The 13,847-nt window shown below is 62.0% G+C and carries 12 protein-coding genes and 1 pseudogene; 7 read left to right on the top strand and 6 right to left on the bottom strand.

What is annotated here, in order from left to right:
* Window positions 1-44: 44 nt before the first annotated feature.
* The 6 genes from NA5_RS38300 to NA5_RS38325 all read left to right on the top strand — a co-directional run bounded on the left by NA5_RS38300 (window position 45) and on the right by NA5_RS38325 (window position 7,628).
* Window positions 45-1,322, top strand: a complete 1,278-nt coding sequence (locus tag NA5_RS38300) for an NAD(P)/FAD-dependent oxidoreductase (RefSeq protein ID WP_062993936.1) — start codon at window positions 45-47, stop codon at window positions 1,320-1,322.
* Window positions 1,323-1,453: 131 nt separating this feature from the next.
* Window positions 1,454-2,878 (top strand): aldehyde dehydrogenase family protein, encoded by a 1,425-nt coding sequence (locus tag NA5_RS38305; RefSeq protein WP_245672674.1) that lies wholly within the window; start codon window positions 1,454-1,456, stop codon window positions 2,876-2,878.
* The gene (locus NA5_RS38310) at window positions 2,875-3,969 is read left to right on the top strand and encodes a tartrate dehydrogenase (RefSeq protein ID WP_062993938.1); all 1,095 of its coding nucleotides are present in this window, start codon (window positions 2,875-2,877) and stop codon (window positions 3,967-3,969) included. Before NA5_RS38305 ends, NA5_RS38310 begins: the two co-directional genes overlap by 4 nt.
* Window positions 3,966-4,949, top strand: coding sequence for a D-2-hydroxyacid dehydrogenase (locus tag NA5_RS38315; RefSeq protein WP_062993939.1), 984 nt, complete (start codon window positions 3,966-3,968; stop codon window positions 4,947-4,949). The genes NA5_RS38310 and NA5_RS38315 overlap by 4 nt, the downstream gene beginning before the upstream one ends.
* A gap of 176 nt (window positions 4,950-5,125) precedes the next feature.
* A complete protein-coding gene (gene aspA / locus NA5_RS38320; RefSeq protein ID WP_218020257.1) occupies window positions 5,126-6,544 on the top strand; it encodes an aspartate ammonia-lyase in 1,419 nt (472 codons plus the stop codon).
* A 391-nt stretch (window positions 6,545-6,935) separates the two neighbouring features.
* Window positions 6,936-7,628 carry a DUF8020 domain-containing protein gene (locus NA5_RS38325; RefSeq protein ID WP_062993941.1) on the top strand — a complete coding sequence of 231 codons (693 nt, stop codon included), beginning with the start codon at window positions 6,936-6,938 and terminating at the stop codon, window positions 7,626-7,628.
* A 449-nt stretch (window positions 7,629-8,077) separates the two neighbouring features.
* Here the strand turns inward: NA5_RS38325 and NA5_RS42760 are convergent.
* Window positions 8,078-8,266 (bottom strand): annotated as a pseudogene (locus tag NA5_RS42760) (response regulator transcription factor); the annotation flags it as partial.
* 148 nt (window positions 8,267-8,414) lie between these two features.
* On the opposite strand from NA5_RS42760, the gene NA5_RS38335 reads away from it, so the two are divergent.
* Window positions 8,415-8,642: a hypothetical protein gene (locus NA5_RS38335; RefSeq protein WP_062993943.1), complete on the top strand. Its 228-nt coding sequence runs from the start codon at window positions 8,415-8,417 to the stop codon at window positions 8,640-8,642.
* Between the two features lie 115 nt (window positions 8,643-8,757).
* Here NA5_RS38335 and NA5_RS38340 read toward each other — a convergent pair whose 3' ends face one another.
* The 5 genes from NA5_RS38340 to NA5_RS38355 form a co-directional block, all read right to left on the bottom strand.
* Window positions 8,758-9,909 carry an ROK family protein gene (locus NA5_RS38340; protein WP_062993944.1) on the bottom strand — a complete coding sequence of 384 codons (1,152 nt, stop codon included), beginning with the start codon at window positions 9,907-9,909 and terminating at the stop codon, window positions 8,758-8,760.
* A gap of 105 nt (window positions 9,910-10,014) precedes the next feature.
* Window positions 10,015-10,623, bottom strand: a complete 609-nt coding sequence (locus NA5_RS38345; RefSeq protein ID WP_218020258.1) for a transporter substrate-binding domain-containing protein — start codon at window positions 10,621-10,623, stop codon at window positions 10,015-10,017.
* Entirely contained in the window at window positions 10,620-10,778 is a 159-nt protein-coding gene (locus NA5_RS41995; RefSeq protein WP_218020256.1) for a hypothetical protein, read from the bottom strand. Before NA5_RS41995 ends, NA5_RS38345 begins: the two co-directional genes overlap by 4 nt.
* A 214-nt stretch (window positions 10,779-10,992) precedes the next feature.
* Window positions 10,993-12,348: an aspartate aminotransferase family protein gene (locus NA5_RS38350; RefSeq protein ID WP_245672675.1), complete on the bottom strand. Its 1,356-nt coding sequence runs from the start codon at window positions 12,346-12,348 to the stop codon at window positions 10,993-10,995.
* 19 nt (window positions 12,349-12,367) lie between these two features.
* Window positions 12,368-13,510, bottom strand: coding sequence for a phosphotransferase (locus NA5_RS38355; protein ID WP_062993946.1), 1,143 nt, complete (start codon window positions 13,508-13,510; stop codon window positions 12,368-12,370).
* Window positions 13,511-13,847 lie beyond the last annotated feature (337 nt).

Raw genomic sequence — 13,847 nt, forward strand, 5'->3', positions numbered from 1 at the left:
AAACTCCTCGGTCTGTGATCCACGGGTAAGGCGAAAGGTCAATCGTGAAACTCATCCCTTACTGGCTCGATACTGCTGAGCCGTCGGGCGACTACCGCCGCACACCGGTGCCCGAGGAGGTCGACGTCGCCATCATCGGCGCCGGATTCACGGGGCTCTCGGCGGCGGTCGAGTTCGCCAACCAAGGTGCGAGTGTTGCTGTCCTCGAACGGCATACGGTCGGTTGGGGCGCATCCGGCCGCAACGGAGGGATGGCGACCACGGGATTGGCGATCGGCTTCAACACCGCGGTGAAGCGGTACGGGGGTACCCGTGCGGTGGAGATGTTCCGGGAATACAACGACGCCATCGACACCATCGAGAAATTGGTGCACAACTATGGCATCGACTGTGACTTCCAGCGGTTCGGGAAACTGTCGCTGGCCTTTCATCCCTCCCACTACGAGGGAATGCTGAAATCGCAGGAGCAACTGTCCGGCCTGGCCGACTACGATGTCATCACCATCCCGAAGTCCGAAATTCACAGCGAAATCGGCTCCGATTTCTATCACGGAGCGATGCTCGATCCGCTAGGCGCAGGACTGCACGTCGGAAAGTTCGTGCACGGTCTGGCCGGCGCGGCCGTTGCCGCGGGCGCAGTCGTCTGTGAAAACGCCGCGGTCACCGAACTGCACAAGGTCTCAGGAACCGTGCACGATGTGCACACCACCCGCGGCGTCGTGCGAGCGAAGCAGGTGCTGGTCGCCACCAGCGGCTACACGGGCGCCGTCACGCCCTGGTTGCAGCGGCGCGTGATTCCGGTGGGCAGTTTCATCATTGTCACCGAGCCGCTGCCGGACGAGGTGATCGATCGCATTCTGCCGAATCGTCGGCAAGCGTCCGACAGCAAGATGCTGACCTACTATTTCCGCATCACCCCGGACAATAGGCTCCTGTTCGGCGGCCGCGCTCGCTTCGCGCTCTCCAGCCCGGATTCGGATGTCAAGAGCGGAAGAATTCTGCGCAGGGCGATGATCGAGTTGTTCCCCTACCTTTCGAATGTCAAGGTGGATTACACCTGGGGTGGACTGGTCGATCTCTCCATGGACCAGATGGTTCACGCCGGCGTACACGACGGTGTGTTCTATTCCCTCTGCTACAGCGGCCACGGTGTGCAAATGGCCGCACACATGGGCAAGCGAATGGCTCACTATATGGGTGGCGACACAACCGCGAATGTCTGGAAGGACCTGAAGAATCCTCCTGTGCCGGGTCATTTCGGCCCGCCCTGGTTCCTGCCGATCATCGGCGGCGCCGCAAAGATCATCGACCGAATCAAGTAGGCAGGGTCCGCAGTCTCATGGTTCCATCCATCAGCGTCGTTGACGCGCGCCCGGAAACAGCCGTCGTCCGCTCCCAGATCGCAGACCTCCCCGGAGGAGCATTCTTCGACGGACGATGGCAGTCCGCTGACATGACGCTGGAAGTACGGGATCCTGAGGACGGCTTCCTGCTCGGCCGGGTGTGCGCCTCGAGCTCCGACGATGTTCGGCGCGCGATCGCGCACATCCGGCGTCATCTACTTCGCGACCCGTGGCCGCTGCGCGCCCGCCGAGAGGCGCTCGAGCGGGCAACTCAGCTCCTCGGCGAACAGCATGCACGGTTCGCCGCGATCATTGCCTCGGAGAGCAGCAAGACCATCGCCGAAGCGGAGCGAGAGGTCCGCCGCTGCATCGAAACCCTGCGGCTCTCCGCTGCCGCGTCCGCCGAACTGTCCGGATCGACCCTGGATTTCGAGGACAGCATCGCGGCGGGACGCAAGATCGGCTGGTACACCCGTAAGCCGGTGGGGATCGTTGCGGCAATCACACCGTTCAACGATCCCCTCAACCTGGTGGCGCACAAGTTGGGACCGGCGCTGATCGCTGGCAACGGCGTCGTCCTCAAGCCCTCCGAGCGGACCCCACTGAGCGGGTTGGCCCTAGTCCAACTGCTTCTCGATGCGGGAGTTCCCTCGGGTCGTATCGCGGCGATCGTCGGCGGCCCCGGCGTCGCCGAAGCGCTCGTGACCGACGACCAGATTGATCTGATCTCCTTCACCGGCGGTCCTCGGACGGCCGAACGCATCGCCGCGACGGCCGGCGCCAAGAAGATCCTGTCCGAACTCGGCGGCAACAATGCCACCATCGTCTGCGCCGATGCCGACGCAATTCACGCGGCCGAGGCGATCGTCGCCGGAGCCTTCGGGGTCGCCGGCCAGAACTGCCTGTCCGTTCAGCGCGTGTACGTGCATTCCTCACTCTTCGGGCAGGTGCTCGAACACGTCACCCGCGGCACGCAGGCGCTGCGGACCGGGTCGAAGTTCGACCGCAGCACCGATATCGGACCGCTGATCTCCGAATCGGAGGCCCGGCGCGTCGAGGAATGGGTGGACGAGGCTCGAGCCGCCGGGGCGACCATCCATACGGGCGGGCAGCGACGAAACGCCTTCTACGAACCCACCGTATTGACCGACGTACCCACGGAGTGCCGGGTGATCAGCGAGGAAGTCTTCGGACCAGTGGTGACCCTCATTCCGTTCCTCGACGTCTCGGACGCCGTTCGACTGGCCAACGATTCCGAGTACGGACTCCAAGCGGGCGTCTTCACTCAGTCCATTGATCTTGCCCTCGCCATCGCAGAAAGCCTGCACGTGGGCGCTGTAGTCATCAACGAAACCAGTGACCTCCGGATCGATTCCATGCCATTCGGTGGCTTCAAGAAATCCGGTGTCGGTCGTGAGGGGGTTCGGCATGCTCTCTACCAGATGACTGAGCCCAAGAATACGATCGTCAACCTCACAGAATCGGTGGCATCTCAGCAGCTGTTGGGCGGCCTGCCAGAGCGGACTACTGCATGAGCACGCAAAAAATCGCTGTCATCGCCGGCGACGGTATCGGAAAAGAAGTGGTTCCCGCTGCCATCTCCTGCCTCGAACGAATCGCGCAAATCCATACTCTCGAGCTCGAGTTCACCTACTTCGACTGGGGATCGGAATATTACCTTCAGCACGGGCGAATGATGCCCGTCGACGGACTCGAGCAACTCGCGCAACACCACGCGATCTTTCTCGGAGCAGTGGGTTCGCCCGAGGTTTCGGACACCGAGTCGCTGTGGGGATTGTTGATTCCCATCCGACGGGAATTCCAGCAGTACATCAATCTGCGCCCCGTTAAGACGCTCGACGGTGTCACCTCACCTCTGGCGAACAAACAGGCCATCGATCTGCTCATCGTTCGAGAAAACAATGAAGGAGAATATTCGGAGGTCGGCGGGCGAACGTACCGCGGGCTGTCACACGAGAGTGCCGTGCAGGAAACCATCTTCACCCGACTCGGCGTCTCCCGGGTCACCCGCTACGCCGCCGAACTCGCGGCGTCGCGTCGGGGCCACCTGACATCGGCCACCAAAAGCAACGGCATCGTGCACACCATGCCGTTCTGGGATGAAATCGTCGAGGAAACCGCACGTCTGTTCCCCGAAGTGAGCCTCACCAGCGAGCTCGTGGACGCCCTGGCGGCGCATCTGGTGCTCAAGCCTTGGACCTACGACGTCATTGTCGCCTCCAACCTGCTCGGTGACATCCTCTCCGATCTCGGGAGTTCGGTCACCGGCTCCATCGGGTTGGCGCCCAGCGCAAACCTCAACCCGGAGGGCGAGTTCCCGTCACTGTTCGAACCGGTGCATGGGTCCGCCCCAGATATCGCCGGTATGGGATTGGCAAATCCGGTGGGCCAAATCTGGTCGGGGGCCATGATGCTCGAGCACCTCGGTCACCCAGACGCCGCCAGCCACCTGCAATCCGCGTTCGAATCCGCCCTGCGCGACGGATTCGGCACCCGCGACGTCGGCGGAACGTCCTCGACGAGTGATTTCACGTCCGCGGTCCTTTCCGCCATCGACGCCCTCACCCCCGACGCGGCCATCGCAGCGACATCACCAGCGTCATGACAATGTCTGCCGAACGCACACGGCCCGTCGTCGCAGTCCTCTACCGAGAGGCATTGCCGCCAGGTCTGGCCGAGATCGAGAAGCTGGCAGAAGTACGGCTCACGACCGCCGATGGCCTCGCCGAGGCCCTCGACGGCGCGGACGTGTTGTACCAGTGGCACTCGTTCTCACCAGCGCTGCAGCAGAACTGGAACGCTGCCACCTCCCTGCGGTGGGTCCATGTTTCGGCGGCCGGGGTGAGCCAGCTGATGTTCGACGAACTGGTCGCCAGCGACATCGTTTACACCAACTCCCGAGGTGTCCTCAGCCGTGCGATCGCAGAGTTCGCGCTCGGCTTCGTGTTGGATATGGCCAAGGATGCGCAGACCTCGTTCCGACTGCAGCAGCAACGCCTCTGGCAACACCGAACTACCCGCAAGATCCAGGGACAGTGCGCACTGGTGGTCGGCACCGGGTCCATCGGCCGTGAAATCGCCCATGTCTTTCGTGCCGTAGGCATCAACGTCAGCGGCGCCGGCCGGTTCAGCCGTCCAGGCGATGACAATTTCGATCAGATATACGCCTCCAGCGACCTCGCCGAGATCGCCGGCGGCTACGACTACATCGTTCTTGCCGCGCCGCTGACCACCGAGACCACGGGATTGATCAGCAGCGATGTCCTCGCTGCCATGGCACCGAGCGCACGCCTGATCAACGTGGGGCGCGGGGAACTCGTCGACACCGCTGCACTGACGGACGCTCTGGCGTCAGGCTCGATTGCCGGCGCCGCCCTCGACGTTGTCCATCCCGAGCCCTTGCCTCGGGAACATCCTCTGTGGGACATGGACAATGTGATCCTCACACCCCACATGAGCGGGGACACCGAGCACTACCTGAAGGAACTCGGCCAACTCTTCGTCGACAATTTGCAGCGGTTCTGCACCGGCGCACCGCTGCAGAATGTCGTGGACAAGGAGCTCGGATTCGTCGCGGTTTCCTGAAAACAATCAATTCGGCTTCGGCCGGAATCTCGGGGTGACTACGCCCGCGGCTGTTATCCCGCCCGCGGATGACGCCTTGCCGAAACCCATTCTTCAAACCTCCCTCCAAACCAGCACGGCACAACCCGCATCAACCGAGAGCAGTGGCACACATGAACGCATCGTCTTTGGTGAAAATCAATGAGAGCAGGACAGAGACAGACTTCATGGGTACCCGGGTGGTCCCGGTCGACGCCTACTGGGGAATCCAGACCCTGCGCGCGGTAGAGAATTTCGCGATCACCGGTACGAAAATTGCCTCGTATCCACTGCTCGTCACGGCGCTCGCGCAGATCAAACACGCAGCGGTGCTGGCAAACTCCGATCTGGGCTTGATCGACGAGGTGAAGAGGGACGCGATCGGGCAGGCCTGCCAGGACATCGAACAGGGCCTTCTCCTGGACCAGTTCGTGGTCGATGTCATCCAGGGAGGCGCCGGCACCTCGACGAACATGAATGCCAACGAGGTCATCGCCAACCGTGCGCTGGAGATCCTCGGGTACGACAAGGGCGAGTACTCCAGGATTCACCCGAACGGCGACGTGAATATGGGCCAGTCCACCAACGACGTCTATCCCACCGCGATTCGGATCGCGACGATCCAGGGTACCCAAGAATTGTTGTCGGCCATGGGTCATCTTCGCCTGGCTTTGGCTCGTAAGGCCCTGGAGTTCGACGATGTCGTCAAGGTCGGCAGAACCCAATTGCAGGATGCCGTGCCCATGACACTCGGCCAGGAGTTCAGCACCTATGCGGTGATGGTCGACGAGGACGAACGCCGAATCCGCGAAGCTCTGGTGCACCTGCACGAGATCAATCTGGGCGCGACCGCGATCGGCACCGGCCTCAACACTCATTCCGAGTACGCCGCCCTAGCGTGCGCGCACCTGCAGCGGATCACGGGCCTGCCGCTGGTGACGGCCGGCAACCTGGTGGAGGCCACCCAGGACTGCGGGGCCTTCGTGCTGTTCTCGGGGATGCTCAAACGAGTTGCGGTGAAGCTGTCGAAAATCTGCAATGACCTACGGTTGCTGTCCTCCGGGCCACGGGCCGGCTTCGCCGAGATAAACCTCCCTCCTCGGCAGGCGGGATCGAGCATCATGCCAGGAAAGGTCAACCCGGTCATTCCGGAAGTGGTGAATCAGGTGGCCTTCGAGGTCATCGGCAATGATCTCACCGTGACCATGGCGGCCGAGGCCGGACAGCTACAGCTCAACGCCTTCGAACCGATCATTGCGCGCTCACTGTTCGCCAGCCTGGCCTCTCTGACCGCGGCCTGCACCAGCTTGGCCGACCACTGCATCGACGGGATCACCGCCAACAAGGACTTCCTACGCTCCCAGGTCGAGGCGAGCATCGGAGTCGTGACCGTCCTCAACCCCCTGATCGGCTACGACGCGGCAACCTCCATCGCCCGGCAGGCCCTCACTGAGCGGCGCAGCGTCACCGAACTGGTACTGGAGCGCGGACTGCTCACCGCCGCTGACCTCGACGACCTCCTGCGTCCTGAGCGCCTGGCCAACCCACAAGCCCACACCACCCAACGGCTGCCGTAGTGCCCTGCGGTGCCGGCTCCGGACTCTGCCCGCGGCCCGACTGCTGGCAGCGGATCGGTTATGTACTCGGCACCATGGTTCCCGACATAGAGAATTGACCAGACTCCGATCGCCACCGAACCCGTTCAGGACCACCACTATTCCGAACGCACCCCAGATATCTTCGACACTGGCCTGAGCGCCACTTCGATATTATGAGCGCCAATTCGACAGAAAATGACCACCACTGGTGGCCGAGCTGTCGCTGGTCGGACCAATCCGCGTCAGAATCATGAGATTAATATCGGCCCAGCATCGACACGGCCGGTTTCATCAACGAGAAGTACAAGCGCGACATTATGGCGGCCGAAAAGTCTCGTGCTGCATTCCGTGAGAAAGAAATGAGTAATTGATGAGAAAGTTTGTGGTGGCGGCTGGCTTGGTCGCTGCGCTCGGGGTCGCGTCCGGTCCGGCCGGTGCCCAACCCGCGCCGGACGAGACAGTGGGATTCACCGCGCATGCCACCGATACGCACTCCATCGTGACTACCGACTCCGGATCGCTGGTCGCGGAGGACGGTGTGTTCAAGGTCAAGACTGCCAACGGCAGCACGGTGGCCGGGATGCCGTTGCGGTTCCGGGTCGATGACTTCGAGTTCCCGATCGTCGCGGACATCGCCGACCGGACCGCGACTCTGACTCCGCAGTTCGATCTGGCGCATGCAGTCTACAAACCCGTGGCCTTGCCCTACGAGGACAAAGCGCCGTGGAAAAGCGACTACGACCGCGAGCAGGCAGCGTGGTCGCGGTTGACCTCCACTATCTCCATGGGCGCGACTCTGGGCACATTGGTCGGTGGCCTCGGTGGCGCGGCAGTGGGTTGCGTGCTCGGTGGTATCGCCGGCGCCACGGTCGCAGCGGCCACGATCGTCGGACTGTTCGGCGCGTTCATCCCCGCCGCAGCCATCGGCTGTCTTGGCGGCATCATCGCCGTCGGCGCTCTGGGCACCATCGCCGGGCAGATCCTCATCACCGCCCCGGCGGCCATAGGCGCCGCCATCCAATACTTCGCCACTATCAACCAGCCGCCCATGCAGGCGAAGTAGATAGCGGCGAAAACCCGACGTCGCGTTCCGTCGGGGATACCGATCCCGCCCGGCCATCCATAGCCGGGCGGGATTCTTCCCGCGGTCGAGCACTACAAACGCTGGTCGCCAACGCGCTGGAACCCAAGCGGGCGGGGCCGGTCCATCCAAGTTCGGGCGGTCGTGCGAGAGTTGCCGGGCAAGCCGAGATCCGCGGGCCGTCGCGCGTGGCCGTTGTCACCGGTGGTGGCAGTGGCATGGAGCGATGCTGCCCATCGCCTCCCCGGGCGACGAATTCGCTGTCGCGTCCTCGACTGCGACAAAACCGGTGCCACCACAACATAGGCGCACCCTCGCCCGCCGCTTGCCGAACCCCAATTCCTTTGGCGCATACTGGTGCTACTTCCTAGATGACACCACACCCCTCGCATGAGCACGAATTCGTCCACTGCGCCTTCAACTTGTGCGGGTCGGCTCCGCTCGGCGACCCAGGCGGCGATCTGGGCGCGGGAGGTAAATGCTAGTTTGATCAGAATGTGTTCGACGTGTCCCTGAGCGGTGCGCAGGAAGATGACCCGGCGAGTGGCGATGGCCCTGTTGGTGAGGCCTTCGGCGACGAGGTCGGCCACCTCCTGCTCGCGTCTGGTCAGCTCGGCAGGACCAGCAGATTCGGTCCGGCGGCCGACGAAGCTTGTGAGCTCCAGGGGAAGAGATGCCTTTTGCGCTCACCGGCGCACTGGACGATGCGCGCCGAGGCCCTGACGACCGGCCGGTAATCAGCCGAATCAATGGAACCGGGGAGCTTACTTGCTCCTCGGCATCCGCTACGGCCCGCACCGCCATGTCATCGACCGGCCACCCGCGCTCGACCTGCAGCTGCTGCAGTTGCTCACCCAACGCCGCGGTGGCCGGCCGCTGCTCGGGAACGTGGGCCATGGCATGTTCGATCACCTGCAAGAGGTCCTCGTCGATGCCGTGCTCGCCCAGATCCGGCGTCGGCTGGGTGGTGATCCGCAGAAACTGCGCACCTGGTAGTGATCGAGCCCGGCCTCGCCTTTGGCCTGCTGAAACCGCAACATTGACCCGCTGCCAGAAACTGGCAAATCGACGACGTGGGACACGGTCTATCTCGAAGGCCAGATGTCACCTGCTACAGCCTTTGGCCCTCCCGACGGGCCTCGAGTATCGATTCCCGGAGCCGGGACTGGGCCACGGCGAGTCCGGCATACGCCGCACCCCGGGCCACTGATAGTCCGATCACGTGCGACACGACCGTGATCTCCGGGACGATGGGAAGGCTTTGCGCCAGTCGCCTGCGCGCCTCGGGAAGGACTTCGTCCACGAGCGGACTCAAGCGGCCCGCAAAATACACGGACTCGGGGTCCAGCGTAACTGCGACGGCACCGACAGCGGTCACGATCGCCGTCGTAAAGGCCTCGACCACTTCCACGCGGGCCGCCGCTTCCTGCGGCTGGGACCAGAGCGCTTCGATGCCCTCCAGGTCCAGTCCCCGCCCCTTGGCGAATTGCAGGAGACCCCTTGTACTCAACAGCCCATCGAGGGTCTCATTGCCAATGCCGGCGAAGAGAACACCACCCAGATCACCGAAAGTGGGGGTCCGCCCCTGGGCGATCTCGTGATCAGTACAACTAGCGAAGCTCAGCACCGTACTAAGCATGAACAAAGCAGCATTCGCTATTCTCGCATTATCCTTCAGGATCCCCCGTAGGGACGCACGGGCATCGCTCTCGAGAATCACGGGAGCCTTCGATCGATCTTCAATAGAATTCTGGAGTACAGAATCCATGAAAATCTTCCTTGATTCTGCTGTCCCGGACCACTTAATGCCATTCTGGACACGGCCGGGCAGCGCGGCGACGATTTGGCGCAATGGGCCCTCTGCGGAATCGCTGGTCGCCACAATCAACTCCACCAGCCACTCGGCAGTGGTGCCGACATCGCCCCCCTCGAGGCTGGGAACTATCACGTGCCCAACCTCGCGACCTATCAGGTCCGTGACCAGGACGCATGTGGTTCGCGCCCCGAATGAGATACCGACAATGTGCCCCGCCGTGCGGGGAACATCCAGATACGTGGAGCGCCGACCGCGGCGCACAACCGCATCGACTCCCTGTTCGACGACGAAACCGTCAAAACGAAGCTCATCCACCTTACGAGACACCGTCGCCTGACTCAAACGGGTCAATTCGATCAACCGGTTACGCGTCAGAGGCGCCTCTGAAAACAGCGCATCAAGGACCGAAGCCTTATTGTAGTCACGTGCCGTGGAATTGCTACTCATAGCACTACCTTAATGAGTTTCAGGCCGAAACCGGGACATGGGGGCGGCCCCCGGTTTCGTTGATCTATTGGAAAATCATTTGGAGCGGTGGCGCACTCACTGGTACTAGCGGATCGTGGCTCCGGTAGCCGAGTCTCCCAGGCCCCAGCAGTCCAGCGACTTCTTGTATTCCGGTATTTCCAGAACGGACTGGATGGCCTTTTGCAGGGCTCGCGTCAAAGGTAATCCCTTCTTCAGACCAATGGCGAGGTTGGTGTTCGTGCGGGTTTCCATCCTCGGCTCCAGGACGGTGAAGGCCTTGGGCTGCTGGATATGTGCCCAGGACAGAGCACCGGCGTCGTAGAAGACGCCGTCGACCCGCTTGGAGTGCAGCTGCGTCAGGGCCTCCTGGACGTTGGGTGGGGTGATGCCGCTGATGGCCGGCTTGTCCTGGGAGGTGCAGGTCCACTCCAAGACGTTCGGCAGGTGCACAAGTTGCTGTGTGGAGCCCTTGGCCGCGGCAATGTTCTTGCCGCAGAGGGTGTCGTTAGTCAGATTGAGCGGGTTGCCTGCGACTACCGCCACGGACGAGCCGCCCTTGAGGTAGTCGATCATGTCCAGGACCTTCAGCCGGTCGGGGGTGGCGGACATGGTGCTGGCGGTGAAGTCGTAGCGGCCGCCGTCAATGCCGGGAATTATCGAGTCGAACGCCGTGTTCTCGAACTTCAGCTTCAGCCCAGCTTGGCCACCAGGCGGCCGATGTCCGGGTTCACGCCGATCGGCGTGACGCTATCCTCGGCAAGGAACGTGGTCGGCGGGCTGCGCAGGTCCATGGCAACTACCAGTTCGCCCTTGTCCTTGAATGACTGCGGCAGCAATGGCGGCTTCATCCGCCTTGACGCCCTCGGAAATGTCTGCCGTGTTCTGTGTCTTGGAATTCTCCGTCGCTTAAGGGTTCGTTGCCGTGCTGCCCGCAGGCGGTGAGGGCCAGCAGGGCAACAAGTCCCGCAGCCGCAGTCAAAATCTTGCTTCTGGTCTTCATGGTGCTTTCTTCAAAGGGTTTCAACTGGGGTAATCCGCAGAGCCGACCAGTTTGGGTGGGCCTCAGCGCAGTTCTTGGAAGATGCGGTCCATCACTTCGATTAGGCGATCGGCATCATTCATGGAGAACGGCATCGGGGGGCGGAGTTTCAGGACGTTGCCCTGAGCTCCGCACGCTGAAATCAGAATCCGTTCTTCGCGTAGTCTGTTCACGATGCCAGCGGCTAGATTCCCATCAGGAGTGAGCGTTGAGCGGTCGGTCACAAGGTCGACTCCTATGAACAGGCCGCTTCCGCGCACTTCGGCAACCTGATCCAGGTTTCGAGTGAGTCGTCGCAGTTCGGTTTGAATCTTCGAGCCGACTTCGAGGGCATTTTCCATGAGTGATTCCTCGCGGATCACGTCCAGGACGGCCTGCGCAGCCGCTATCGCCACGGAATTCCCGCCGAAAGTGTTGAAGTAGCGGATGTTCTTCCCGAACTCCACAAGCAATTCGGGCTTGAAGACAGCTGCAGAGATCGGGATGCCGTTGCCCATGGGCTTGCCCATCGTCACGATGTCAGGGACGATGCCGTGACGCTGGAAGCCCCACCATTCCTCGCCGGTGCGGCCGAAGCCCGGCTGGACTTCATCCGCGATGTACAGGCCGCCGACGGCATAGATTTCCTCAATGATCGGGCGAAGGAAGCCTGCCGGGTCGGCGAAGACGCCGTCGGAGGAGAAGATGCTGTCGGCGATGAAGGCCGCCACTCCGATACCGTGCCGCTGCAGGTCGGCGATGGCGGCACGCACCTGGGCCCGCAGGTGATCCTCCAGGGACCCTTGATCCGATGAATAACGCAGGGCGTCCGGCGCGTCGATGACCCGCACATGCGCACCCAAGGGAACACCCACACCCAAGGACGGCGAGAATGACGCTACTTCGGCAGTAAGGCCGTGGTACGCGCCGGACGTGACGATGATGCCCTGTTGTCCCGTTGCATATTTTGCGACGCGCATGGCGAGGTCATTGGCTTCCGAACCTGTGCAGGTGAACATGACATGGCCGAGCTCGGCGGGGAACGTAGAAAGGAGCTGCTCCGAGTAATCGAGGATGGATTCCTGGACGTAACGGGTGTTGGTGTTCAGCGTCTGCATCTGTTCGTGGACAGCCGCAATGACACGCGGATGGGCGTGACCGACAGACGGAACGTTGTTGTAAACGTCGAGATACTCATTTCCGTCCCGGTCGAACAACGTGACGCCCTTGCCACGTACTACCTCTACGGGGGTGTCATAGAAGAGCCGGTAACCGGGTCCGAGGCTCTCGTCCCTGCGTCGGATGTTCTTCTGCATCTGATCCGGGAGCTCACTGAGGCGGTTGGGATCAAAGCCATTGATCATGGCCCTGGATGGCTTACGGATTTGGGAAGTGTCCATGGTTTTTCCTCGAGGATTGTCACTCGGGTTCAGAGTGGTGGAAGGCAGTTTTCGGTGCAGGGGCTGCGACTGTGGAGGCGAGCCGGTCCCAGTCCGGCTTCGAGTGGGAGAGGAGATAATCGCGCCTTTGAGGCACTTGGCTTGCCCGCCACTGCGTTATCAGGGCTCGCAGGAGTAGGCGGGCCGGCGCCGACACCGTCAAGGCTTCAAACTCCTGAAGGGGTAGTGGACGGATGCTCCGATAGCCATCCACGACGTGGAGTGCGTGCTCCCAGGGGCTGTCCGGGTCTGCTCCCAGAAGGTTGGCCATGGTTACGCTGATGTCGAAGATCACGGAGGTTCGCACAACGTCTCCGAAGTCGATAATCCCGGTCACGTAGTCCGGCCTGTTCGGGTTGACAAGGACATTGAACGGGCTGAAATCCCCGTGGACGACCTGAGAGGTAAGGGTGTCGAGAAGCGGAACCACCTTCTCGTCGAACTGATCGAAAATGTCTTCGGCCAGGCAGCGTTTTTGCTTCCCATCGACATAATCGAGAAGCGGCCGCATCCGGTGAAAGTGCTTGAGATCCCAGAGGAGCATGCGGTCGGCACGAGGATGATCGAAGTCCTGCAAAGCAAGGGCCAGACGGGCCAGGCTCGAGCCCACCAACTGAAGCTGAGCAGCCGACGCCTTGTGATTGGCCAGCAGATCTCCAGGCATGAAGCGCATCACCCGAAGTACTCGCTCAAAGGGTCCTTCACCTGCCGGGATGAGGACGTGCGGATCTCCGCCGAGGCTCCTGACAAGACGCTGGACCGGAAGTTCAGGGGCAGTCCGCTCCAAATGCTCCATGCATGCCGTCTGAAGCTGGACGATCGCCGGATCCTCATCCGGTGCGGATACCTTCACCAGATAGGTTTCTTCTCCGTCTCGGAGGCGGAAAGTCTCGTCCTTCTCGGTGGGAATCCGAACAAGCGTCCCCTTCCGACCGTAGAACTGCTCGAGGAGCTCCAAGACAATCGAGTCAGCGAGATGAGACTGCTCTGCCAGAAGTCCGCTCTCCGAGGCGACGGCGTCGATAAAAGCCGAGTCGCTATTGACACCCCCGGCCGCTTGGGCGCGGCGGGCGGCCCGGGCCAGGCCGGTATGAAGTGCGGTGGGGTCAAAAGAGGGACTCATCTCACCCTTTCAATAGTCGAAGGAAAGAGTCAGTAGGCAAGGCAGACTGTCGTGAGCTGAACGCTCGGGCCGCGATGGCTCCGTTGATGCGGCTGGTTTCCAGCGGGCCGAGAGGTAGGGGCCGTCGGCTGTTCCGATCGAAAGTCCGCCGCAGCGGGTGCGGATGTTCTGCCCGGTTTCGGCTTCGAGTTCGGACCAGAGGGGAGACGCGGCTTCGGCGCGATACCTGCCACAACGCTATGCTGCCCATTCCGATAACGGCGAGCATTTGGATCCCATTTCATATTCGAAGACGCGTCGCCTCAGGAACGGAACCAGTTCAGAGACCGAGGTTGTT

Origin of the sequence: Nocardia anaemiae NBRC 100462, from assembly GCF_001612725.1 — a bacterium.
GTDB classification, from domain to species: domain Bacteria; phylum Actinomycetota; class Actinomycetes; order Mycobacteriales; family Mycobacteriaceae; genus Nocardia; species Nocardia anaemiae.